Annotated in this window: 19 protein-coding genes and 1 pseudogene; 5 read left to right on the top strand and 15 right to left on the bottom strand. The window is 67.6% G+C overall.

Annotation, left to right across the window (positions count from 1 at the left end; genetic code table 11):
• Window positions 1–54: 54 nt before the first annotated feature.
• Together B2Y21_RS13120 and B2Y21_RS13115 are read right to left on the bottom strand one after the other, a co-directional pair.
• Window positions 55–3,009, bottom strand: coding sequence for a TonB-dependent receptor domain-containing protein (locus B2Y21_RS13120; RefSeq protein WP_292060299.1), 2,955 nt, complete (start codon window positions 3,007–3,009; stop codon window positions 55–57).
• A gap of 76 nt (window positions 3,010–3,085) precedes the next feature.
• The gene (locus B2Y21_RS13115; protein WP_292060298.1) at window positions 3,086–4,666 is read right to left on the bottom strand and encodes an amidohydrolase family protein; all 1,581 of its coding nucleotides are present in this window, start codon (window positions 4,664–4,666) and stop codon (window positions 3,086–3,088) included.
• Between the two features lie 481 nt (window positions 4,667–5,147).
• On the opposite strand from B2Y21_RS13115, the gene B2Y21_RS13110 reads away from it, so the two are divergent.
• The gene (locus B2Y21_RS13110) at window positions 5,148–6,548 is read left to right on the top strand and encodes an amino acid permease (RefSeq protein ID WP_292060297.1); all 1,401 of its coding nucleotides are present in this window, start codon (window positions 5,148–5,150) and stop codon (window positions 6,546–6,548) included.
• A 43-nt stretch (window positions 6,549–6,591) separates the two neighbouring features.
• Here B2Y21_RS13110 and B2Y21_RS13105 read toward each other — a convergent pair whose 3' ends face one another.
• Window positions 6,592–7,194, bottom strand: coding sequence for a GGDEF domain-containing protein (locus B2Y21_RS13105; RefSeq protein WP_292060296.1), 603 nt, complete (start codon window positions 7,192–7,194; stop codon window positions 6,592–6,594).
• Window positions 7,195–7,320: 126 nt separating this feature from the next.
• On the opposite strand from B2Y21_RS13105, the gene purE reads away from it, so the two are divergent.
• On the top strand, window positions 7,321–7,827 hold the full coding sequence (gene purE, locus B2Y21_RS13100) for a 5-(carboxyamino)imidazole ribonucleotide mutase (RefSeq protein ID WP_292060295.1): 507 nt from the start codon (window positions 7,321–7,323) through the stop codon (window positions 7,825–7,827).
• Window positions 7,827–8,900, top strand: coding sequence for a 5-(carboxyamino)imidazole ribonucleotide synthase (locus tag B2Y21_RS13095; protein WP_292060294.1), 1,074 nt, complete (start codon window positions 7,827–7,829; stop codon window positions 8,898–8,900). Before purE ends, B2Y21_RS13095 begins: the two co-directional genes overlap by 1 nt.
• Before the next feature lie 77 nt (window positions 8,901–8,977).
• On the opposite strand, the gene B2Y21_RS13090 is transcribed toward B2Y21_RS13095, so the two are convergent.
• On the bottom strand, window positions 8,978–9,331 hold the full coding sequence (locus B2Y21_RS13090) for an endonuclease domain-containing protein (RefSeq protein ID WP_292060293.1): 354 nt from the start codon (window positions 9,329–9,331) through the stop codon (window positions 8,978–8,980).
• A gap of 115 nt (window positions 9,332–9,446) precedes the next feature.
• Window positions 9,447–10,112, bottom strand: a complete 666-nt coding sequence (locus B2Y21_RS13085; RefSeq protein ID WP_292060292.1) for a COQ9 family protein — start codon at window positions 10,110–10,112, stop codon at window positions 9,447–9,449.
• A 189-nt stretch (window positions 10,113–10,301) separates the two neighbouring features.
• Between B2Y21_RS13085 and rpsU the strand changes: the two genes are divergently transcribed.
• Complete coding sequence (rpsU, locus tag B2Y21_RS13080; protein WP_087139870.1) at window positions 10,302–10,535, top strand: 30S ribosomal protein S21; 234 nt, start codon at window positions 10,302–10,304, stop codon at window positions 10,533–10,535.
• Between the two features lie 222 nt (window positions 10,536–10,757).
• Here rpsU and B2Y21_RS13075 read toward each other — a convergent pair whose 3' ends face one another.
• The 7 genes and pseudogenes from B2Y21_RS13075 to B2Y21_RS13050 form a co-directional block, all read right to left on the bottom strand.
• Complete coding sequence (locus B2Y21_RS13075) at window positions 10,758–12,200, bottom strand: ABC transporter permease (protein ID WP_292060291.1); 1,443 nt, start codon at window positions 12,198–12,200, stop codon at window positions 10,758–10,760.
• Window positions 12,200–13,162, bottom strand: coding sequence for an ABC transporter ATP-binding protein (locus B2Y21_RS13070; protein ID WP_292060290.1), 963 nt, complete (start codon window positions 13,160–13,162; stop codon window positions 12,200–12,202). Before B2Y21_RS13070 ends, B2Y21_RS13075 begins: the two co-directional genes overlap by 1 nt.
• 109 nt (window positions 13,163–13,271) lie before the next feature.
• Window positions 13,272–13,898: a M23 family metallopeptidase gene (locus B2Y21_RS13065; protein ID WP_292060289.1), complete on the bottom strand. Its 627-nt coding sequence runs from the start codon at window positions 13,896–13,898 to the stop codon at window positions 13,272–13,274.
• A gap of 194 nt (window positions 13,899–14,092) precedes the next feature.
• The gene (locus B2Y21_RS13060) at window positions 14,093–15,895 is read right to left on the bottom strand and encodes an autotransporter domain-containing protein (protein ID WP_292060288.1); all 1,803 of its coding nucleotides are present in this window, start codon (window positions 15,893–15,895) and stop codon (window positions 14,093–14,095) included.
• 99 nt (window positions 15,896–15,994) lie between these two features.
• Entirely contained in the window at window positions 15,995–17,224 is a 1,230-nt protein-coding gene (serA, locus tag B2Y21_RS13055) for a phosphoglycerate dehydrogenase (protein WP_349679425.1), read from the bottom strand.
• Window positions 17,225–17,359: 135 nt separating this feature from the next.
• Window positions 17,360–17,884: pseudogene (locus B2Y21_RS15895) on the bottom strand (HAD family hydrolase); the annotation flags it as partial.
• A 97-nt stretch (window positions 17,885–17,981) separates the two neighbouring features.
• Window positions 17,982–18,512 (bottom strand): hypothetical protein, encoded by a 531-nt coding sequence (locus B2Y21_RS13050; RefSeq protein ID WP_292060286.1) that lies wholly within the window; start codon window positions 18,510–18,512, stop codon window positions 17,982–17,984.
• A 203-nt stretch (window positions 18,513–18,715) separates the two neighbouring features.
• On the opposite strand from B2Y21_RS13050, the gene B2Y21_RS13045 reads away from it, so the two are divergent.
• Complete coding sequence (locus B2Y21_RS13045; protein ID WP_292060285.1) at window positions 18,716–19,648, top strand: Hsp33 family molecular chaperone; 933 nt, start codon at window positions 18,716–18,718, stop codon at window positions 19,646–19,648.
• Window positions 19,649–19,652: 4 nt separating this feature from the next.
• On the opposite strand, the gene B2Y21_RS13040 is transcribed toward B2Y21_RS13045, so the two are convergent.
• The 3 genes from B2Y21_RS13040 to phoU form a co-directional block, all read right to left on the bottom strand.
• Window positions 19,653–20,372: a CPBP family intramembrane glutamic endopeptidase, BDIM_20840 family gene (locus B2Y21_RS13040; protein WP_292060284.1), complete on the bottom strand. Its 720-nt coding sequence runs from the start codon at window positions 20,370–20,372 to the stop codon at window positions 19,653–19,655.
• Between the two features lie 312 nt (window positions 20,373–20,684).
• Window positions 20,685–21,374 (bottom strand): phosphate regulon transcriptional regulator PhoB, encoded by a 690-nt coding sequence (gene phoB / locus B2Y21_RS13035; RefSeq protein WP_003165711.1) that lies wholly within the window; start codon window positions 21,372–21,374, stop codon window positions 20,685–20,687.
• A 43-nt stretch (window positions 21,375–21,417) separates the two neighbouring features.
• On the bottom strand, window positions 21,418–22,164 hold the full coding sequence (gene phoU, locus B2Y21_RS13030; RefSeq protein WP_087139817.1) for a phosphate signaling complex protein PhoU: 747 nt from the start codon (window positions 22,162–22,164) through the stop codon (window positions 21,418–21,420).
• Window positions 22,165–22,173: the final 9 nt, after the last annotated feature.

The following is a 22,173-nucleotide window of genomic DNA, read 5'->3' as shown; positions in this document are numbered from 1 at the left end:
AGGGCGTCTCCAAGGTGAGAAGCCGCCCGAGACCGGACGGCTTCCCATTCTGGATTAGAACTGGGCGTTCACGCCAATGTACACGTAACGGCCAAGGTTGTTATAGATGCTGGCGTTGAAGCCGTTATATAACGACGTTCCAGTCCAGGTGAACGGCGTCTGCGGCGGATCCTCATCGGTGAAGTTGTTGACGCCGCCGAAGACAGAGAAGCGGTCGAACCGATACTCGGCGCGAAGGTCGTGGGTCGTCCACGACGGAGCCTTCCACACTTCATACGAGCCGACAGAGTCCTGATTGCTGCGCACGACGCTGCTCAGGTACCGGTTGGCGTAGGACAGCGACAGCTTGTCGTAGTCCCACGACACGCGGAAGTTGACCCGGCGCTTGGGATTGGGCGCCTCGCCAGCCTGTTCGTCACGCACGCTGGCGTCGCCCGGAACCGGATCATAGGTCAGCTCGTCCAGGAAGCCCGCCGCCACGTTGAACGACAGCGAGCCGTAGGGCGGCAGGCCCAGCGCTTCCAGGTCCGTGCGGTACGACGCCGTCACGTCCCAGCCCGAGTTGGTGTATTCGGCGACGTTCATCACCTGGTTGATGACGCGGCTGATGTTGCCGTCGGCGCCGCGCATGACATTGCCGCAGAACGGATTGTCCAGGGTCGGGCTGTCGACGCAGTTGTTGATGATCGTACGTGCGCCGAAGGAGGCGATGACGTCGCTGATCTTGATGTCGTAGTGGTCGACGGTGACCGCCAGGCCCGGCAGGAAGGTCGGCGTCAGGACGACGCCCAGGGTCAGGGTTTCGCCTTCTTCCGGGTTCAGGTCCGGGTTGCCCTTGCTGACGGACGGCTTGGTCGCGATCGACTGGGTGAACTCCGGCGACAGACCCAAGGCCGCGCAGTTCGCCTTACGGTTGGCGGGATAGTTGCCCAGGTTCAACCGCGTCGCGTCGCAGGGATCGTCGAACAGGGCGAAGCCTTCACTGCCGCCGTCGAACAGTTCGCTGATGTTCGGCGCACGCACAGCCTTGGCGTAGTTGGCCCGGAACCGGATGTTGCGGTCGACCGTCCACTCCATGCCCAGGCCATAGCTGCTGTCGCCGCCCGTGGTGGTGTAGTCCTGGAAGCGATAGGCCGCCGTCAGGTCCAGGTACTGGATGAAGGGCACGTCGGCCATCAGCGGCAGATTCACCTCGCCGAAGATTTCCTTCGACTCATAGGCGCCCTCGGTTCTCGCCTGGGTGTTCTGGAAGATCAGCGCCTTTTGCGAACGAATGTCCGGCACGGAGGTGCTTGCTTCCTTGCGCCATTCCACGCCCGCCGCGAAGGCGACCGGCAGGCTGGTGCCGCTGAACAGCGACGGATAGGAGAACAGTTCGCCGTTGACGCTGGCCACCGCGTTCCACTGACGGATGCGGTCGTTGCGGGTGGTGTAGATATAGGAGTAGTCGATCGCCTCCTGAGAACCGAGATAGGCCCCGAACAGGTTCAGCGGCTGACAGCCCCGCGCCCGCGCATCCGCGCTGCGGCAGACGATCTGGTTCGTCGACGGATCGCGCCAGGCGTCGATCGACTCATAGAACTCCTTCTGCAGGCGGTCGAAGTTGGTGAACTCCGATTCCGTCTGGCCGTAGTTGACGTAGGCCTCGAACCGCCAGCCGTTGCTGAAGGCGCCGTCCACCCCGGTCACGAACCGCGTGGTGTCGTAGACGCTTTCCGTGGTGCGGATGCCGATGTCGGTATCGATCCGGCTGATGTCGAAGAACGTCATATTGGCCTGCGCCAGCATGGTCTTCAGTTCATCGGGCAGGAAGGCGTTGTCCGCCTGGATGCGATAGGCGTTGCCCGTCGACATGCCCGGCGAACTGTCGGCGAAGGTGCCGTTCCGCGCCTGGCTGCTGGCCTCCATGTGGAAGTATTTGGCTTCAGCGAACAGGTTCAGTTCGCTGATGAAGTCGCCCGAGGGCTGGAACTGGTGGCGCAGCTGCAACTCGCCGCCGAAACGCTCGACCGGGGTGCGCAGCATGTCGTCGCGCAGCTTGAAGCCGTCGCCGCCGATCGACAGCTTCTGCTCGCGTCCGGCGCCGTCGTACAGGATCTGGCCACGGTCGAACGGGACCAGCTTGCCGTCCGGCGTGAAGGTCAGGGCGAAGGCCTTGTTGGCGCCGATCGGCGTGACGATGACCGGCGTGAAGAAGTCGTTCTGGGTGTTGGTGTAGACATCCCGCGCCATGATGAAGGACGGCAGGCCGTCGTTGGCGCTCTTCTTGTTCGGGTTCGGGATCTCGGCCAGGGAGCTCATGGCGTAGTCGCGCTCGTGGCGGAACAGCCCCTCGGACTTGTCATAGGTCAGCGCGCCCATGATGTTGGTCCGGTCGTCATTGAAGTTCCGACCCACGGCGACCGAGCCGTAGTAGGTGTTCGGACCATCGGCCGAGCCATACTGCGTCTGGATGGCGATGCCGTCGAAGTCCTGCTTGGTGATGAAGTTGACCACCCCGGCCACGGCGTCCGCGCCATAGACCGCCGAAGAGCCGCCCGTCACCGTGTCGATGCGCGCGATCGTCGTCTTCGAGATGGAGTTCACGTCCACCGCGCTGGTGCCCGCCGTGCCGGCGACGTGACGACGACCGTTGACCAGCACCAGGGTGCGGCTCGATCCGAGGTTACGCAGGTTCAGCGTGGCCAGCCCTTGCCCCGCGACCGAGTTGGTCGTGCTGGACGCCGAGGAGCCCAGGCCGACCTGCGGCTGGCGCGACATGGCGTCGATCAGGTTGGTGACGCCGGTGTTCTCGATCTCCTGGGCGTCGACGACGTTGACGGGCGTCGCCGCCTCGACGTTCGGACGGCGGATACGCGAACCCGTCACGACGATGTCGGCGACGGCGCTGGCTTCCGGATCGGAGGCCGGCGTTTCGGATTGGGCCCAGGCAGGCTGGGCGGCGGCGGCGGCCGTGACGGCCAGACCGGCGATAATCGTGCCGGTCTTCAGGTACGCAGACAGTCTCATTCGATCACCCCTCGTTTTTGATCTGAAACCCAGGCGGGCCGTCCCCATTCGGCGTCGCCTGCGTCACTGTTTTGGATCAGCGCCCTCCTTGCGCCTCCCCTCGTTCGGCTTTTTGCCGATCGACCATCGCCCGCACGTCGGCCAACAAGGCCGGCGCGTCGTAGGCGACCCCGCGCGCCACCGTCCAACGCACGCCGCCGACCGTCTCGATGCGGTTCTCGGGGCTCAGGCGCTCATGTCCGGTGCCGTACAAGGTCTTGAAATTCGCCAGCGGATTCTCGGTCGTGATGACCAGATCCGCGCTCATGCCCGGCCGCACGACGCCGAAGGTCGGCGCCTTGCCGGTCGGCTCAGCCAGGGTCGTCGCCCCGTCCATCGTCGCGGCGCGCACGATCTCCAGCGGGTGGAAGCCCGCCTCCTGCAGCAGCTCCAGCTCCTCGATGTAGCCGAAGCCGTACAGCTTCCAGATGAAGCCCGAGTCCGAGCCCACCGTCACCCGGCCGCCGACCTTCTTGTAGTCGTTCACCAGGCGCATGAACCGCTCGTAGAAGCGGCGCCACGCCACCTCGTTCGAGGTCGTCCAATCGAAGAAGTAGCTGCCGTGATTGTCGCGCGTGGACTGGAAATAGTCCGCCAGCGCCGGCAGCGTATAGGTCTGGTGCCAGGGCGCGTTGCGCGCCCGCATCAGGTCGCGCGACGCCGCATAGATGGTCATCGTCGGATCGAAGACGACGCCCGTCTTCTTCTGCGCTTCCAGATAGGCGTACCATTGCGCCGAACCCGGCTCGACCTCGTCCCAGATCTCGGCCGCTTCGCCGAAGCGCTTCTGCTCGTCGTAGAAGTTGTAGTCGGTCGGATAGTCCTGGATCGTCCGCCCGCCCAACAGCGACTCGAAGTGGCCGTAGAAGTGGGTGATGGTCCCCAGACCCGCCGCCGCCAGCTGTTCGGCGTTCAACTGGGCCACGCCCGGCTGGGCGATGTGGGCGACCGTGCCCATGTGGTTCTTCTTGGCCTCGTCGATGGCGGCCAGGACCACCTCGGGCGTCTCGTCGCCGCGCAGGAAGAATTTGATCCCGTCCACGCCGTTGGCCGCGCCCCAGCGCACCCATTCGCGCGCCATTTCCGGGTTGCGGATACGGCCGCGCGACCAGCCCGAGCCGAGGGTCTGGTAGTTGTAGATACGCGGCGCGACGATCTCGCCGCGCGCCGAACGAGCCTTCTCCGACACGGCGATGTCGTGCGGCGCCAGGCTGACGCCGCGCACGGTCGTCACGCCGTGCGCCAGCCACAGCTTGTAGACATACTCCAGGTCCGGCGCCTTCTGCGGGCTGCCGCCGTGGGCGTGGGCGTCGACGAAGCCGGGCATGACGTACATGCCGCGCGCGTCGATCTCATGCGCGGCGTTCAGCGGCCGGCGGTTCTCCTGCTCCGGCATCCCCGGCCATCCGGCCTGGATGACGTCGGTGATCTTGTCGTTCTCGATGACGATGTCGACCGGCCCCATGGGCGGCGCGCCCGTGCCGTCGATCAGCATGGCGCCGCGCACCACCATCAGCGGATATGGGCCGAACCCCTCGTCGGCGCGTCGCGGCGGCGCAGGGTTGAGCGTGGCGCGCGCCTGAGCCGCCTGCGCCTGGTTCTGGGGCGTTTGAGCCACAGCCGCGCTCGGCGCTCCCGTCGCCAATAACAGCGCCGCCGCACAGACAGCCCCCGCCCCCATAAGGACAGCCTTCACCCCTAGCGTTGTCCGCAAGCTGCAATCCCTCCCAAGATTGAGGGCCGAAGCCCCTGCAAGCGCTTGTCCGGCGTTTGACCGACCCTTGAATCGCTAGCACCCGGAAGGAAGCATGAGCTTCGGATATTGCCGGTACGACGAAATATAATTCACACGAACGTCGAAAAACTGAGCCATCTTCGAAATACGCATTTTGGGGCCAAATGCAGGAACGAAGCGTTGTTTCTGCGGCAAATCTGAATTTATGATCCAATGATCAGGATATGAAGCGGCCTTTCAGGGTCGTTTTTTCTGTTGCGGCATAGCTTGACGGCCCCAAGCCTGCGCCAACAATGCTACGGAAAAACACTGTTATTCCGAATATATTTACATTCGCCGTCAAGGGCCGCCTGGGGGAAGACGCATGAGTTTCGTGACACGCCGCAAGGCCCTGCCTGCGCTGGGAGGGCCGCCCAAGGCTCATGGGCTGAAACCCACCCTGTCCTGGCCGCATCTGGTCGCCCTGGGCGTCGGCGCCATTGTCGGCACCGGCATCTACACCCTGATCGGCGTGGGGGCCGAGCGGGCCGGACCGGCGGTCATGCTGGCCTTCGTCATCGCCGGGATCGTCTGCGTCTGCGCCGCCCTGGCCTACGCCGAACTGGCGACCATGATCCCGGAGTCGGGCTCGGCCTACACCTATTCCTACACCACCCTGGGCGAGGGCGCGGCCTGGATGGTCGGCTGGAGCCTGATCCTGGAATACACCGTCGTCTGTTCGGCCGTGGCCGTGGGCTGGGCGGGCTATTTCTCGGGCATGATGGAAGGGATCGGCATGGGCCTGCCCGCCATGCTGACCTCGGCCCCGTCGCAGGGCGGCATCGTCAACCTGCCCGCCGTCATCATCGTCGCCGCCGTGGCGGGTCTGCTGGTCGCCGGCACCAAGGAAAGCGCCTCGATCAACGCCGTGCTGGTGGTGGTCAAGATCGCCGCCCTGATCGCCTTCGTGGCGATCGCCCTGCCCCACTTCAACCCGGCCAACCTCAAGCCCTTCATGCCCTACGGCTTCTCGCACGGCATCGGCGCCGAGATGGGCGTCATGGCGGCGGCGGCCATCATCTTCTTCGCCTTCTACGGCTTCGACGCCGTGGCCACGGCGGCCGAAGAGACCCGCAATCCCGCCCGCGACCTGACCATCGGCATCATCGGTTCGATGGTGGCCTGCGTCATCATCTACATGGCCGTGGCCATCGCCGCCCTGGGCGCCATGCCCTTCACCGACTTCATGAAGTCGCCCGAGCCCCTGTCCCACATCATCCGCACGGTCGGGTCCGACCTGTGGGCCACCCTGATCGCGGGCGCGGCGGTCGTCGCCCTGCCCACCGTCATCCTGGCCTTCATGTTCGGCCAGAGCCGCATCTTCTTCGTCATGGCCCGCGACGGCCTGCTGCCGCGCAGCCTGGCCCATGTGTCCGAGCGTTCGGGCGGCCCGGTGCGCGTGACGGCGGGCACGGCCGTGCTGATGGCGATCATCGCCGGATTCATTCCACTGGGCGACCTGGCCGCCCTGGCCAACGCCGGGACGCTGGTGGCCTTCGCCTCGGTCGGCCTGTGCCTGATCGTGCTGCGCCGTCGTGAGCCGGACCGTCCGCGCGTCTTCCGCGCCCCGGTGTGGTGGCTGGTCGGACCCGTAGCCATCGCCGGCTGCGTCTATCTGTTCTTCAGCCTGCCCGCCTCGACCCAGATCAACTTCGTCATCTGGAACGTGATCGGGGTGGCGGTCTATCTGCTGTACAGCCGCCGCAACAGCCTGCTGAACAGCTAAAACAAAGGGCGCCGAGGATGACCTCGGCGCCCTTTTCAATTCTTCAGCGCGTCGCCTCCGGCCGCGCCTTCTTCCTCAGCCACATGGCCGCGTCCGCCTCGGACAGCCAGACCTCCGCGTCCGTCTGAGCCGCATAGGCGCGCACGCCGAACGAACCGCCCAGCGCCACCCGCGTCTCATCCCAGATGAATCCTTCGCTCTGCAGCGCCTCGCTCAGCCGCCGCGCCTTCTCGCGCCCTTCCTCGGCGCCGGCGTTCATCAGCACCACGGTGAACTCGTCTCCGCCCATGCGGCCGACGGCGTCGGATTCGCGCACGTTCGCCAGCAGCAGCTCGGCCACCGCGATCAGGGCTGCATCGCCCGCCGCATGGCCCAGGCCGTCGTTGATTCCCTTGAACCCGTCCAGATCGAGATACAGCAGCGCCGCCTCGACCCCGTGGCGGCGGCAATAGGCCAGGTTGCGCGTCAGCACCGTCATGAAGCCGCGCCGATTCAGCGCGGGCGTCAGCACGTCGTGGTCCGCCAGGGCCTCGGCCCGCTCCGCCCGTTCGGTCAGGGCCGCCACCTCGGCGCGCAGGCGCGCGATCTCGGCGCGCAGTTCCGCATCGTCGCCCGCAGCGGTCGTCTGTTCGGCCAGGTGGTTCAAGGCGGGCTCCGACGTCGCATTCCGGCCGACTCAAGGCCCCGCGACGCGCCGGAGTCTAGCGTCCTCGGTTGCGGGCGCAACGCGGGTGCTGTAACGGGCCGCTTTCCGCTTGGGGAGCCTTTGCGCATGACCGCCTCCACGCCGCCGGCCACGACGCCTCCTGTCGCCATCATCATGGGCAGCCGCTCCGACTGGCCCACGATGAAGCTGGCCGCCGACCGCCTGGATCAGCTGGGCGTCGCCTGGGAGGCCAAGGTCGTCAGCGCGCACCGCACGCCCCAGCGCCTCTATGACTTCGCCACCACGGCCAAGGCGAACGGCTTCAAGGTCATCATCGCCGGCGCCGGCGGCGCGGCTCACCTGCCCGGCATGGCCGCGTCCATGACCGATCTTCCGGTGCTGGGCGTGCCGGTCCAGTCCAAGGCGCTGAAGGGCCTCGATTCCCTGCTGTCCATCGTCCAGATGCCCGGCGGCGTGCCCGTCGCCACCCTGGCCATCGGCGAGGCGGGCGCCGCGAACGCCGGCATCCTGGCGGCGCAGATCCTGGCCTTGTCCGATCCCGCCCTGGCCGAGCGCCTGTCGGCCTTCCGCGCCGCCCAGACCGAATCCGTCGCCGAAAGCGTCGAGGACTGATGCCCGATCTTCCCCTGCCCCCCGGTTCGACCCTCGGCATTCTCGGCGGGGGCCAGTTGGGCCGGATGCTGAGCCAGGCCGCCTCGCGCCTGGGCTTCGACGTGGTCATCCTCGATCCCCAGCCCGACAGCCCCGCCGCCCGCGTCTCGCGCGCCCAGATCACCGCGCCCTATGACGACCCCGATGCGCTGCAGGCGCTGGGCCGCCTGTGCGACGTCGTCACCTTCGAGTTCGAGAACGTCCCCGCCGCCTCGGTCGAGACCCTGGCCGAAGCGGGCGCCCTGGTCGCGCCGGGACCGACGGCGCTGGCCGTGGCCCAGGACCGGGTGGACGAGAAGACCTATCTCAACGCCGTCGGCGCCCCGACCGTGGCCTTCGCCGCCGTGACGACGCTGGATGACCTGACCGCCGCCATCGCCGCGCTTGGCCTGCCCGCCCTGCTGAAAACCCGGCGCGAGGGCTATGACGGCAAGGGCCAGGTCTGGATCCGCGACGCCGCCGAGGCCGAGGCCGCCTTCGACGCCATCGGCCGCCGCCCCGCCGTGCTGGAGGCCGCCGCCGTCTTCCAGCGCGAGCTGTCGGTCATCGCCGCACGTGGCCGCGACGGCGCGGTCGCCGTCTATCCCCTGGGCGAGAACGTCCACAAGAACGGCGTGCTGAAGACGACCACCGCTCCCGCCGCCGTCGACCCCGCCACGCAAGGCCGCGCCGAACAGATCGCCGCCGCGGTGCTGGACGGCCTCGACTACATCGGCGTCATGGGCATCGAACTGTTCGACATGGGAGAGGGCGAATTGCTGGTGAACGAGGTCGCCCCGCGCGTCCACAACACCGGCCACTGGACCCAGGACGGCTGCGTCTGCGACCAGTTCGAGCAGCACGTCCGCGCCGTCGTCGGCTGGCCGCTCGGCCCGACGAATGCCCACGCCCGCATCGAGATGACCAATCTGCTGGGCGCCGAGGTCGAGGACTGGCGCGCGCTGGCCGCTCAGCCCGACGCCCGCCTGCACCTCTACGGCAAGCACGACGCCCGGCCGGGCCGTAAGATGGCCCACATCAACCGCATCCTTTAACCCTCTCCCGATGGGAGAGGGCTTGAGCGCACGAGAGCGCAGCGATCGTTCTTGCGCGAAAGGGTGAGGGTCGGCGTTCAGCCGTTCAGACGCTGCGCATGCGTCTTCACCGCTTCAACCAAGAACTCCGGCGCCTCAAAGACCTGATCGTTCGTCACCCGGATCACGGTCCAGCCCAGCGCCTCAAGCGCCTGCTGCCGCTGAACATCGCGCGCCGCCACTTCGTCCAGCCAATGCACCCCGCCGTCGATCTCGATTATCAGACGCAGCCGGTCGCAGGCGAAGTCCGCAAAATACGGCCCGGCAGGGTGCTGACGACGAAACTTATGGCCTTCGACCTTCGCCCCGCGCAGAACCGCCCAGACGCGCTCCTCCGCACGCCCGGACGTCTGGCGCAACCCACGCGCACGGTCGGTTCGTGAGGATGTCATAAAGGGACTGTGCGAGCCGCGAGAGGGAACGGCAAGCCGGGAACCCTCACCCTTTCGCCTTGCCAATCGCTGCGCTCTTGGAGGCTCAAGCCCTCTCCCATCGGGAGAGGGTTTCCTATGCCTTGGCGCCGTACCGCAGCCGGCCCAGCACGTCGGTGATCGTCCGCACCGGGGCGTCGAAGTCCTTGCCCGCCTTCCACTTCTCGAAGGCCATGACGTTGTCGATGCGGCGGGCGACAAAGCCTTCCGCCGCTTCGCGCCCGTCGAACCAGCGCATGGTCAGAGCGGGAATCAGGATGCCCCCCAGAATCGCCCGCTTGGAGTAGTGATTCTGGTCCGTCGCCGTATCTCCGGCCCAGCGCCACAGATGGTCCGCCGTCTCCCAGGCCAGCTTGAAGCCCAGGTCGACGTTGGTCGGCAGGCTGAGGAAGCCCGCGCAGCGCTTGGCCGCCTCGATGTCCTCAGCCCCCGCCTCCATCCGCGCCGAGACGGCGGCGGCGATTCGCTCGCGAATCTTCATCGTGGACGCGGGCGTGGCTTCCAGCGCCTTCAGCGCGCGCGCGTCATGACGACGCGACAGCAGGACCGCCAGATCGCGCGCGCCGTTGGGCAGCAGCAGTTCCTGATCGCCCAGCGACAGGCCGCAGGCCTCGCACGCGGCGCGCGTCAGGCGCGCGTTCCAGCCCAGCGCGGGCGCGCGTTCTATGGCTGCGTCCAGAACGGCCTGTTCTGTGCGGTCGGCCCAATCGCCTTTCGGAGCGGTGTCGGCTGTCTCGGTCATGGGCCATACGATACGCCCATCCGGCGGGCGTTTCGAGCCATCACGATTAGGCGCGACGATCTGGACACGCCCCCCCCGATCATGTATCAGCGCGCCTTCACTTGGGAGGCCTCCTCTCGAGCGTGGTTTTGTTTTGTCTGCCCGTCTCCCTTGGAAAGGACGCGGCGGGCGGCCAAAGGAGAGAGACCCCTGGTTCAGATTTTTGTCCGCGACAACAATGTCGATCAGGCGCTGAAAGCCCTGAAGAAGAAGATGCAGCGCGAAGGCAGCTTCCGCGAAATGAAGCGTCACGTGCACTTTGAAAAGCCGTCGGAAAAGCGCGCTCGCCAAAAGGCTGAAGCCGTCCGTCGCGCCCGCAAGCTGGCCCGCAAGCGCGCCCAGCGCGAAGGCCTGCTGCCGGCCCCGAAGGGTCGCGGTCGCTAAGACCCGCTGACGCCTGAAAGATCAAAGGCCGCCCCGGATCGCCGGGGCGGCCTTTTTCTTTGTGCATTTTGTCTCCGCTCACCCCGGCGGAAGCCGGGGCCCAGTGAGAGCGCCTGTCTGAGGCCTACATTGATCGCAGCGCGTTGAAGCCAAGGCACTGGATCCTGGCTTCCGCCGGGATGAGCGGGAGAGAGGCACGCACGCGCCTCCCTCCCCTTAGCCTCACCGGCCCGTCACGGCCCCCATGAAGCTCTTCCAGCTCAGCTTCACGTCCGACAGGGCGCCGGCGCGGAACGCGCGGCCCGCCGCCCAGATCATCAGGGCCGCGAACAGGAACATGCCGATCAGGCCGCCAATGATCTCGATCAGGGGCGGCCCGCTGGGCGCGCGCGCGGCCATGACGAAGGGAGTGAAGGGCGGGATCAGGCTGATCACCTTCACCACCATGGCGTCGGGGGTGCGGATGGCCATCTGCATGACCAGGATCGGCACGACCAGCACCATCATGATCGGGCCCATCAGAGTCTGGGCGTCGCGCGGCGTGTCGCAGAAGGCGCCGATGGCCGCGAACAGCACCGCGTACATCAGATAGCCGCCGACCAGGAACAACAGGAAGTAGACGAACAGACCGTCGGTCAGCAGCACCGAGCCGATATCCCGCGCCACATCGGGCACGGTGGCGATCAGGCCGATGGCGCCGATGCCGCCCCAGGCGCCCAGCACGGCCAGGGTCAGCAGGGCCACGCCCAGCACCTTGCCCGCCAGGATCTCGGTCGCCGAGGCCGAGGACAGCAGCACCTCCAGGATCTTGTTCGACTTCTCCTCCATCACGCTGTTCAGCAGGATGGACGCGCCGGTGATGATCAGCGACCACAGGATGAAGCCCACCGCCAGGCCGACGATCACCGGCAGCTTATCGCGAAACGACACCTCGCCCCCCGACGCCGCGCGCGGCGAGAAGACCGAGACTTCCGGCCGGAACTTCTCCGTGTCCGACACCACCGCCGGATCGATGCCGCTGGCGACGAAGACGCGGCTGCGGTTGGCGGACTTCAGGGCGTCGCGAATGGCGTCCTCGACCACGTCGTCGGTAGCGCGGCCGGTCCAGACGCGGGCGCCCGGCTTGCCCTCGGCCTCGGTCAGGAAGACCACGGCGTTCAGCTTCTCGCCCTCGGGCGCGTCCTTGTCGACATAGCGGCGGGCCAGGGCGTCGCGGGCCTCGCCCGGCGCAGCGGCGGTCAGGGCGGCGGGCGCCTCGACCAGTTCAAAGGCGCGCTTGGGCGTCTTGAAGCCTACGGCGGCGCGCGGGGCCTCCTTCTTCAGCGCCTCCAGCCCGGCGTCGAAACCACCCTTCTCGGCAGCTTCGCGTACGCGGTCGCCGCCCGCCGTTCCAGCCTCAGGCACGGCGGCCATGCGCAGGGCGGCGATGTCGGCGCGTCCGCGCTCCATCTCCAGCGCCTGACGCACGGCGGCGGCCAGGCCGGACCCGGCCGGGGTCTCGTCAATGATGACGGCCTCGCGGACCGGCTCGGCGTGGTTCATCAAGGCAGGAATCGCCCCGCCCAGCACGGCGAACAGCGGAAAGGCCAGCAGCGACAGCCAGAAGCCGACCGTCTTGGCGTAGGCCAGGAACTCGCGGCGCGCGATCAGAAGAATCCGGTTCATCAGGCGGCTCCCGCTTTGTCGGTCTTGGAGACGGACTGATCTTCGTCCGGGTGGTCGCCGGTCAGGGCGATGAAGGCGTCGTGCAGGGTCGGCTCCTTCATCTGGAAGCGCCGCACGTCCAGCCCGCCCAGGAAGGCGGCGCGCAGGGCGCTTTGCGCCTCCGCCCCCGGCGTCAGGCCGACGCGCAGGGTGCTGACGGGGCCATCCTCAGCCAGAATCTCGATGCCGCCGACGCCCGGCAGGGCGGCGACCGCGTTCCGGTCCAGCGCCCCTTCCAACTCCAGAAAGCGCGGCGAGGTCGCCCGCGCCTCGTCCACCGTGCCCTCGAACGCCTTACGGCCGCGGGCCAACAGCACCACCTTGTCGCACAGGCGCTCGGCGTGCTGCATGACGTGGGTCGAGAACAGCACCGTCGCTCCATTGTCGGCCAGGGCGCGGATCATGGCCTCCAGCCCCTGCTGGTTCATCGGATCGAGGCCCGAGAACGGCTCGTCCAGGATCACGAACTCCGGCTGATGCACCACCGAGGCGATCAGCTGGACCTTCTGGGCCATCCCCTTGGACAGCTCCTTCATCTTCTTCTTGCTGGCCTCGCCCAGGCCCATCTGCTCCAGCATCTCGCGGCCGCGACGGCGGCCTTCGGGCAGGGGCAGGCCCTTCAGCCCGCCGAAGAAGGCGATGGCGTCCACCGGCGTCATCTTCTTATAGAGGCCCCGCTCCTCGGGCAGGAAGCCGATCCGGTCGCGCACCTTGCGCCCGTCGTCGGCGCCCAGAATGTCGATGTGGCCGCTGGTGGCCGGCTGCAGCCCCAGAATCATCCGCAGGGTCGAGGTCTTGCCCGCCCCGTTCGGCCCCAGGAAGCCGCAGATCGAGCCCTTCTCCACCTGGAAGCTCAGGTCGGAGACGGCCTGAAAGCCGCCATATCTCTTGCTGATTCCGTCCAGCGTCAGCGCCGCGACCATTCGGTCCCCCTGCAAAAAGCCCAAGGATCGAATCTAACGACAGCGCGCAGATAATGGAAAGGGTATTTTACATTACGGTTTGGTCATGATGCCGCGCCGCCTGACGCGGTCAGGCCGGGGCCTTCACCCGGATGTCGAAGCTCTGGCCGACGATCTTGGCGGGGTCGATCTGGCCGCCGTTGCGGCGCACCTCAAAGTGGAGGTGCGGGCCGGTCGAATAGCCCGTCGAGCCGACCAGGCCGATGCGCTCGCCGGCCGCCACCACCTTGCCCGTATGCACGTCGATGCGGCTGAGATGGCCGTACAGGCTGGTCATGCCGTTGGGGTGCTGCATCTCGATGAAGTTGCCGTAGCCGCCCGCCTGATAGCCGGCGCGCAGCACCTTGCCCTCGGTCGTGGCGAAGACGCCGGTGCCGGTCGGGGCGGCGATATCCACGCCCTTGTGCGCCCGCGCCTTGGCCTCGATCGCCAGCTTGCGCAGGCCGAAGGGCGAGTTGATGCGATAGCCCTTCAGCGGGGCCTCGAAGACGATCTTGCGGGTGACAGGACCGGCGGGTTCAGCCACCGCCTTCACCGGCGGGGCGATGGGGGCCGAGATGTCGACGACCTTCTCGGGCGCGCCGGAAATCATGCCCACTGGCGCGGCCGCCATAGCCAGAACCGCCAGACCGGCCAGGACGCCCGTCTGGCCGAAACGGATCACATGCGGCCGCACGGCCGGAGGAACTAAACGCATACTCTAACGACTCATTCTGAGCGCTTGGTCAGCGCGGAGGAGCCGTCAGGAAGGCGCGAAACACGCGCACGGATGGCGAAACTCAACGTCGCCGACGGCCGGAATTGACCGTCTTTTGCAATTTCACCGGGACATGAATGGGGCGCTCCGAGGGCGACACGGGGTCGCACCTCGGAAACCTTCGTTTTCCAGACCTACAGCGGCAGGCTCAGCTTCACCGCCGCCATATGGCTGTCGGCATGATCGCCGAAGCGGCCCTTGTAGCCGATCGACACCTTCAGCTGCTCCATGACCGTGCCCTCGATCCCGGCGGCGGCCAACACCTGCCCGCCGAACGGCAGGTCGACATCGCGGGCCAGAACCTGGGCGGGATTGCCCAAGATGCCCGTGCGCACGTCGTCGCTGTCGTCGCTCAGGCTGTCGCGATAGCCGCCCTCGGCGTAGAAACGTATCCGCTCGGTCCCGCCCTCGGCGCGCAGGGCGATCTCGGCCGTCGTCGCCTGCACCGAGCGGTCGGCATAGGCGTATTGCGCCGCCGGTCCCTGCTCGTTGAAGCCGTCCACGTCAGCGTTGATCCAGGCCACCGCCGCGCGCGGCGACAGGGCGAAACCGCCCAGATCGAACCACATGCCGCCCTGCAGGCGCGCGCCCGTCGAGACGCCGCGCGTCGAACCGCTGTGGACGATCGGCGCCAGGCTGGTCAGGCGGTTGACGTCGTTGAAGTCGTCCTGGGCCACGCCCGCCGCCGCATTGACGAACAGGTCGCCCGAGCGCCAGCCGCCGTAGACGTCCAGCCCGAAGCTGTCGACGTCGGCGCGCAGGGCGCCCGCGTCCACGTCTGCGTTGCGGTAAGAGCCGGCCAGGCCGAAGCGCAGGCTCTCCGTTCCGCTTTCCAGCGCAATGCGCACGCCGTAGCCGTCGGAGGTCGCCTCGCCGATGGCGCCGCGCGCGTCGGTCTCGGTCTTGTCGGCCAGCCCCTCGACCGAGATCGAGGTTCCGCCCGTCCACGCCTCACGCCCCGACAGGGCGGCGGTCGAGTTGTCCAGCGCGTCCTCGCGGTGCCGCCAGGCCGTCTCGCCCAGCACCGCCGTCTGGCTGCCCAGATCGCCGTAGTAGAGATAGTCGTTCGCCAGGCGCGCGATCACCGCATGCCCCTTGGCCGTCGGGTGAACCCCGTCGAAATAGAAGTAGTCGTCCGGGTTGGAGCACAGCGTCACGCCGTTGAAGCAGGCCTGGGTCACGTTCGACACGCCGAAGGCGCTGGGGTTGGCCGAAATCACGTCCCCGACCTTGAACAGGTCCATCAGGATGATGTTCGTCCCCGGCCGCGCCGCCGCCGTCGTGTTCAGCCCGGTCAGCAGGGCGCCGTTGAACGTCGTGACGGCGTAGTCGGCCAGCGGCGCGGCGGGCGTGCCTCTGAACTGCGGCGTCAGGCTCAGCTTGGGCAGGTTGGTGACCAGCACGGTCCCCGCCCCGGCCTCGGCGATGCCGTTGACGATGAAGTTGATGTCCGCCGCCGCGCTCTGCGCCACAGGGGCGATGGAGCCGGTCGGGTTGGGCGAAGCCCCCGCCGCCGGGAGGCCCTGGAAGATGTTGTTCGCTCCGCCCAGCACGCTGACCAGATCGCCCGCGCCGAACTTGCCGCCGCGCTGCAGATACTGACCCAGTTGCAGCCGCATCCCCAGCGGCGCCGTCTGGCTGTCGGTGCGCGCCCCGCCGAAGGCGTAGTTGATGCTGCCCGTCACCGGCCCCATGAAGTTGGCGGCGGTGAAGCCCAGCCTCTCAGTGAACACAGGTCCGTTGGAGAATCGCCCCGCGCCATAGGGGGGCGAGGTCGGCGTGGTTCCGCCCGTCGCCAGATACAGGTTGCCGTTGTCCGACAGGCTGTCGCCGAACACCACCAGACGGTTGTAGCTCTGGGCCGAGGCGGCCCCGGCGGCGGATACGGCGGCCAGGCTCAGAGCGGCCAGCGCCGCTCCGCGAAGAAGACGAGACATCGATTTCCCTCCCATCGACCGTCCGTATGCGGTCGTTACCCCGCACTCTGCGCCGCTTTTCGCAGGACGCAAGATGACGCGACGGAAGGTGATCGACGATCAGTGCAGCCGGCGGAAGCGGATCGTGCCGGGAAGTTGCTTCAGCGCCGTCAGCGCCTCGCGGTCATAGTCGCGGTCCACGTCGGTGATGACATAGCCCGTCCGCTCGTCCGTCTTCAGGTGCTGGCCCAGGATGTTCAGGCCCGCATCCGACAGCGCGCGGTTCAGCTCGGCCAGCACGCCCGGCTGGTTGCGGTGGATATGCAGCAGGCGGTGCGCGCGCGTCACCTCGGCCAGTTGCACGTTCGGCAGGTTGACGCAGAAGGTGGTGTCGCCCCGGTTCAGATAGCCCAACAGACGCTCGGCCGCGAACTCGGCGATGGCCTCCTGCGCCTCTTCGGTCGAGCCGCCGATGTGCGGGGTCAGGATGGTCTTATCCAGACCGACCAGAGGGCTGTCGAACGGGTCGGCGTTGGTGCGCGGCTCCTCGGGGAAGACGTCAACCGCCGCCCCGCCCAGACGACCGGACTTCAGCGCCGCCGCCATCGCGTCCACATCGACCACATGGCCGCGCGACAGGTTCAGGAACAGGGCGCCCGGCTTCATCCTGGCGAACTGGTCGGCGCCGATAATGGCGGTGTTTTCCTTGCGGCCGTCGACATGCAGCGTCACCACGTCCGCCTCGGCCAGCAGGGCGTCCAGCGAGCGCATCCGCCGCGCATTGCCCAGCGCCAGCCGCTCGGACAGATCGTAGAACAGCACCCGCATGCCCAGGTTCTCGGCCAGAACCGACAGTTGGCTGCCGATCGCGCCATAGCCGACGATGCCCAACGTCTTGCCGCGCACTTCGCGCGATCCCGTGGCCGACTTGTTCCACACGCCCTTGTGCATCTCGCGCGACTTGTCCGCCACGTCTCGCATCAGGACGATCATCATGCCGATGGCCAGTTCGACCACCGAGCGGGTGTTGGAATAAGGAGCGTTGAACACGGCCACGCCCTTGTCCGCCGCCGCGTCCAGATCGACCTGATTGGTGCCGATGCAGAAGGCCGCCACGGCCATCAGCCGGTCCGCCGCGTCCAGCACCTTGCGGCTGACATTGGTCTTGGAGCGGATGCCCAGAACGTGCACGCCTTTGATCGCCTCGATCAGGTCGTCCTCGTCCAGCGCGCCCTTCATCGTCTCGACGCTATAGCCCGCCTCCTCCAGCCGCTCGACGGCGGCGGGGTGGACGTTCTCCAGCAGCAGCATGCGGATGCGGTTGCGCGGATAGGACCAGCGCCCGGCCACGCCCTCAGCGTAGAGCACCTCGTCCAGAGAGGCGGCGACGGCGTCGGCGGCCTCGATCACCTTGGCGCGGCTGACGATCTCGGTGAAGGCGTAGAAGCGGTCGGCCGCGCCCTGGATCTTGACCTCGGCGTCGGTCCAGCCGTCGCCGACCATGACCACGGGGCCGCCCAGGTTCAGCGCGCGGATCACCTCGGGCTTGCCGTTTTCGCGCGACAGGGGGTTGGCCGTATCCACGCCCGTCACGCGGCCTTCGTCGTCATAGATCAGATCATTGGCCAGGACATGATCGGCCGCCACGCCCAGCCGTTCGGCCAGGGGGGCGATCACTTCGCGGAAGCCGCCCGACAGGATGTAGATACGCTCGGCGTTACGCTGGAAGAAGTCGACGTTGCGGCGGATGGAGACCGTCGCCTCGTCCAGAATTCGGTCGGTCAGCGCCTCGACGTGTTCACGGCGCAGCGCCAGCAGATCCAGCCGCTGTTTCAGCGCCTCGCCGAAGCCGATGCGGCCGTTCATGGCGTCGTCGGTCAAGGCCGCGATCCGGGCCTTGCGCTCGGCGGCGTCGGGCGCGTCTTTCAGCGCCAGGTCGGCCAGCGCCTCCAGCGTCTCGATGCGAACCAGGGTGGAATCGAAGTCGAAGATGAAGACAGGCGAGATCATGCGCGGGCTCTAGACCCTCTTCGCATTCGCAGCAATGAAAAGGGGCGCCGCAGCACCCCTTTCCGCATGATTTTTCTATTTGCCGCTGAAAACCGGCTCAGCGGCCGCCGTTTCCGCCCCGACGGCGGCTTTCCAGGGCCGCCGCGCCGATCATTGCGGCGACGGTGGCCACGGCCAGAAGGGCGCCGCCCTCCTTGGCGTGATCGCGGGCGAAGTCGCCGGCGTCCTCGGCATAGCGGCGCGCCTGCTTGGTGTAGCGGCGCATCGGACGGCGCGATTTCTTCTTGGTGCGGCGATACCATTCGTCAGCCCGATCGCGCGTCTCGGCGCCGAAGCGACCGGCGCGCTCCTGGGCGTAGTCGCCCAGATCGGCCGCGCGGTGGGTCAGATCGTCCGCCCCTTCACGCACGCCGCGCGCGATGTCGTCAAAGCGGTGGCGCAGGGCCTCGGCGTCGAACCAGCCGCGCGGGTCGATGCGCGTCTTGATCCGTTCATAGCGGGTCGGGCCAGAGCGCTGGTTCAGCAGGATGGTCGCCAGGCCCACGCCCGCCAGAACGGCCACGACGCCCGCAGTGATTCCGGGGTGTTTGCGGACCTCGTCCACGACGTTGAACTCACGATCCATCATGTCAGACCTCTTGGGGAAGGAAGCGGTTTCGGTTCCTAAGGGAGCGAGCTTCAGCACAAAGAGTTCCCTGCGTCCGGTCAAGCTTGCCGAACCGCACGTTAAACCGCACGGGGCCGTGGCGCGGGCGACACGCCCTCCCCTTACCAAGCGGGCTTCGGCTCCCTATGTTGCGCCGCTTCCGACAGTTTTTAGGATTTCACGCCGTGACCGATCACGCGCCCGACGCCCCCATCGCCGCCCCGACGGACGACTTCGCCGCCGCCTTCCAGATCGAAGGCTGGCCGGTGCGCGGCCGCCTGGTCCGCCTGGGCGAAGCGGTCGACAAGATCCTGTCGGCCCACGCCTATCCCGAGCCGGTCGCCGCCCTGCTGGGCGAGGCCTGCGTCCTGGCCGCCATCGTCGGTTCGGCGCTGAAGTTCGACGGTCGCCTGATCGTCCAGGCTCAGGGCGACGGCCCGGTGCGCTATGTCGTCGCCGACTACGGCACGGACGGCCATCTGCGCGGCTTCTGCCGCTTCGACCCGGAAGAAGTGGCCAAGGCGTCCGAAGGCTTCGCCCGCCCCGGCGCCAAGACCCTGCTGGGCGGCGGCGTCTTCATCATGACGGTGGACCGCGGCGCCGACTTTGAACGCACCCAGGGCGTGACCCCCATCGAGGGCGAGAGCCTGTCGCTGTGCGCCGAACACTACTTCTCCCAGTCCGAACAGGTGCCGACCAAGGTGCGCCTGGCCGTCGGCGAGGTCGAGACCGACGCGGGCCGCACCTGGCGCGCCGGCGGGGCGATGATCCAGGTCATCGCCGGCGACGAGTCGCGCGGCTCGACTGAAGAGGTGTGGGAGCGCACCCGCGCCCTGTTCGCCACCCTGGGCGACGACGAGCTGATCGACCCGACCATCAGCGCCGAGACCCTGCTGTATCGCCTGTTCCACGAAGACGGCGTGCGGCTGGAAGGCGCCAAGACCCTGGCCGCCGTCTGCCGCTGCTCGAAGGACCGCATCGCCGGTGTGCTGCAGTCCTTCCCGGCGGAAGAACGCGCCGAAATGGTCGAGGACGACGGCAAGATCCGCGTGACCTGCGAATACTGCTCGACCGCCTATGAGATCGACCCGGCCGAGCTGGAGACGGCCGAGGCCTGATACCTCAGATCAGCATGAAGACGGCGTTGCCGTAGTTATGCAGCAGAACCGGCAGCAGCACGCTGCCGGTCTTCTCACGCAGCCAGACCAGCAACAGGCCCGCCAGCCCCGTCGTCGCCATCGGCGCCCAGTCGAAGGTGAAGCCCCCGTCCTGATAGCCCAGCGCGTGGGTCAGGCCGAACGCCAGCGCCGTTAGAACCGCGCCCCAGCCCATTGGCGCGCCCAGCACGCGGACCGGCCGCCCGAACGCCTCGTTCAGGATCAGCAGTAGCACCCCGCGATAGAATATCTCCTCGTCCAGCCCCGGCATGGTCAGCTGGAAGGCCAGGCTGTCGGCGTCGAACACTTCACCCGGCGCCCAGATCGCCAGACCGAGGAACAGCAGGACCAGAAGACCCGACAGGATCAGCGCCCCCTTCAGCCCCTGCCGGTCCTGATGCAGGGTCAGGCCGCTGCGTCGCCATCCGACGACAGGCAGGCTGGCGACCGCCAGCGACAGCAGCACGGCCAGCGTCTTGCCCTCCCAGTTCCAGCGCGAGAGTCCGAAATCCAGCGGGATATGGCCATAGCCGCGCGTCAGCACGACGTCATAGACCGCCATCAGCAACAGGCCCGCGACCAGCCAGCCCCAGCGCACCTTGCCGCGCGACAGCACGGCCGCCGCCCCAGCCGCCAGCGCGACGGCGCCGACCCAGCCCAACATGGCGATCACTGCGTCCGGCATGACTTCCCTCCCCCGATGCGACGTCGTCGTTCAGAGGCGGCGGCAGGGGCGAGCGGATGCAGATGAAGAAAAGTTAAGCTCCTGCTCCCCGCCGCCACACGCCCGGGCTTCGCCCCATCCGCGCCGTTTCCCGCCTCTACACGCCGTCATCTTCGGGCTTGACCCGAAGATTCAGGGCAACGGCGCGCTCACCCGTTCAACGCCGTGCAGGCGGAAGGCTGGATCCTCGGGTCAAGCCCGAGGATGACGGCAGGGGATGGGGAGCCGTGGTGCGTCGTAGAGCGGCGTGGCCCGCGCCGCAGGAGTCACCGCCTAGTTATTCAGGTCCAGCGAATAGCCCGCCGAACGCACGGTGCGGATCGGGTTGACCGTGCCTTCGACGTTCAGCGCCTTGCGCAGGCGGCCGACGTGGACGTCCACCGTGCGGGCCTCGACATAGACGTCCGAGCCCCAGACCGCGTCCAGCAGCTGTTCACGGCTGAACACCCGGCCCGGATGCTTCAGGAAGTGGTCCAGCAGGCGGAACTCCGTCGGGCCCAGATGCACCTCGCGGCCCGCGCGGCTGACGCGGTGGGCGACGCGGTCCATGATGATGTCGGCGTGATTGACCCGATCGTCGGCCAGACCCGGACGGATACGGCGCAGCACGGCGCGGATGCGCGCGGTCAGCTCCGTCATCGAGAAGGGCTTGGTCATATAGTCGTCGGCGCCGGTGTCCAGACCGCGCACGCGGTCCGTCTCCTCGCCGCGCGCGGTCAGCATGATGATCGGCAGGTTACGCGTCTCGGCCCGGCCGCGCACGCGACGGCACACCTCGATGCCCGACAGCTTGGGCAGCATCCAGTCCAGCAGGATCAGGTCGGGGGTGCGCTCGTCGATCTGCAGCATCCCCTCCTCGCCGTCGGCGGCGACGGCCACGTCATAGCCTTCCTTCTCCAGATTGTACTGGAGCAGGGTGGCCAGGGCGTCCTCGTCTTCCATCACCAGGATATAGGGTTGCACGTCAGCCTCTCCGGTTCGTCGAAGTCGTCAGCGATGTAGGGTGTCAGTCGTCCGCCGCGTCGGGCGACGCAGGCAGATGCGGGGTCGGCGTCGGCTCTTCGCCGGGACCAGGCACGGCCTTCGGCCGCTCGCCCAGCATGTCCTCGCCCGTGATCTCATAGTGGACCGTCTCGGCGATATTGGTCGCGTGGTCGCCGATCCGCTCCAGGTTCTTGGCCATGAACAGCAGGTGGGTGCAGGCCGTGATCGTGCGCGGGTCGCCCATCATATAGGTGAGCAGTTCGCGGAACAGGGCGTTGTAGTGCTCGTCCACCTCGTCGTCGGTCTGCCAGACCGACAGGGCGCGCTCGATCTCCGACGCCGTATAGGCGTCCAGCACGTCGCGCAGGCGGTTCGACACCAGCCGCCCCATCCGCTCGATCGAGCGGGTCAGCGGCTGCATCGGCTCGGCCTCGGCCAGGATCAGCGCCCGCTTGGCGATGTTCTTGGCCAGATCGCCGGTCCGCTCCAGGTCCGAAGCCAGCTTCATCGCCCCCAGCGTCCGGCGCAGGTCGCTGGCGACCGGCTGGCGCAGGGCGATCAGGCGGATGGCCTTCTTCTCGATGTCGCGATGCAGGGCGTCCAGGCGGTTGTCGCGCTCGACCACCGCCTTGGCCAGAGCCACGTCGCGGCGGGCGACGGATTCGATGGCGTCCGCCACCTGCGCCTCGGCCAGGCCGCCCATGCGGACCACCTCGGCCGTCAACTGGTTCAGCTCGTCGCCGTAAGCCTTGACCGTATGCTGGTTCATCGTCGCGTC

The organism is Brevundimonas sp. UBA5936, from assembly GCA_002430835.1.
GTDB lineage: Bacteria > Pseudomonadota > Alphaproteobacteria > Caulobacterales > Caulobacteraceae > Brevundimonas.
Note: the sequence above shows the minus strand (reverse complement) of the source record. Positions and strands in the feature narration are given on the sequence as shown.

Excerpts from the sequence above, each read along its gene's own strand:
- B2Y21_RS13120 (WP_292060299.1), bottom strand. The coding sequence starts at position 3,009 with ATGAGACTGTCTGCGTACCTGAAGACCGGCACGATTATCGCCGGTCTG.
- B2Y21_RS13110 (WP_292060297.1), top strand. The coding sequence starts at position 5,148 with ATGAGTTTCGTGACACGCCGCAAGGCCCTGCCTGCGCTGGGAGGGCCG.
- purE (WP_292060295.1), top strand. The coding sequence starts at position 7,321 with ATGACCGCCTCCACGCCGCCGGCCACGACGCCTCCTGTCGCCATCATC.
- B2Y21_RS13095 (WP_292060294.1), top strand. The coding sequence starts at position 7,827 with ATGCCCGATCTTCCCCTGCCCCCCGGTTCGACCCTCGGCATTCTCGGC.
- B2Y21_RS13090 (WP_292060293.1), bottom strand. The coding sequence starts at position 9,331 with ATGACATCCTCACGAACCGACCGTGCGCGTGGGTTGCGCCAGACGTCC.
- B2Y21_RS13085 (WP_292060292.1), bottom strand. The coding sequence starts at position 10,112 with ATGACCGAGACAGCCGACACCGCTCCGAAAGGCGATTGGGCCGACCGC.
- B2Y21_RS13075 (WP_292060291.1), bottom strand. The coding sequence starts at position 12,200 with ATGAACCGGATTCTTCTGATCGCGCGCCGCGAGTTCCTGGCCTACGCC.
- B2Y21_RS13070 (WP_292060290.1), bottom strand. The coding sequence starts at position 13,162 with ATGGTCGCGGCGCTGACGCTGGACGGAATCAGCAAGAGATATGGCGGC.
- B2Y21_RS13065 (WP_292060289.1), bottom strand. The coding sequence starts at position 13,898 with ATGCGTTTAGTTCCTCCGGCCGTGCGGCCGCATGTGATCCGTTTCGGC.
- B2Y21_RS13060 (WP_292060288.1), bottom strand. The coding sequence starts at position 15,895 with ATGTCTCGTCTTCTTCGCGGAGCGGCGCTGGCCGCTCTGAGCCTGGCC.
- B2Y21_RS13050 (WP_292060286.1), bottom strand. The coding sequence starts at position 18,512 with ATGATGGATCGTGAGTTCAACGTCGTGGACGAGGTCCGCAAACACCCC.
- B2Y21_RS13040 (WP_292060284.1), bottom strand. The coding sequence starts at position 20,372 with ATGCCGGACGCAGTGATCGCCATGTTGGGCTGGGTCGGCGCCGTCGCG.
- phoU (WP_087139817.1), bottom strand. The coding sequence starts at position 22,164 with ATGAACCAGCATACGGTCAAGGCTTACGGCGACGAGCTGAACCAGTTG.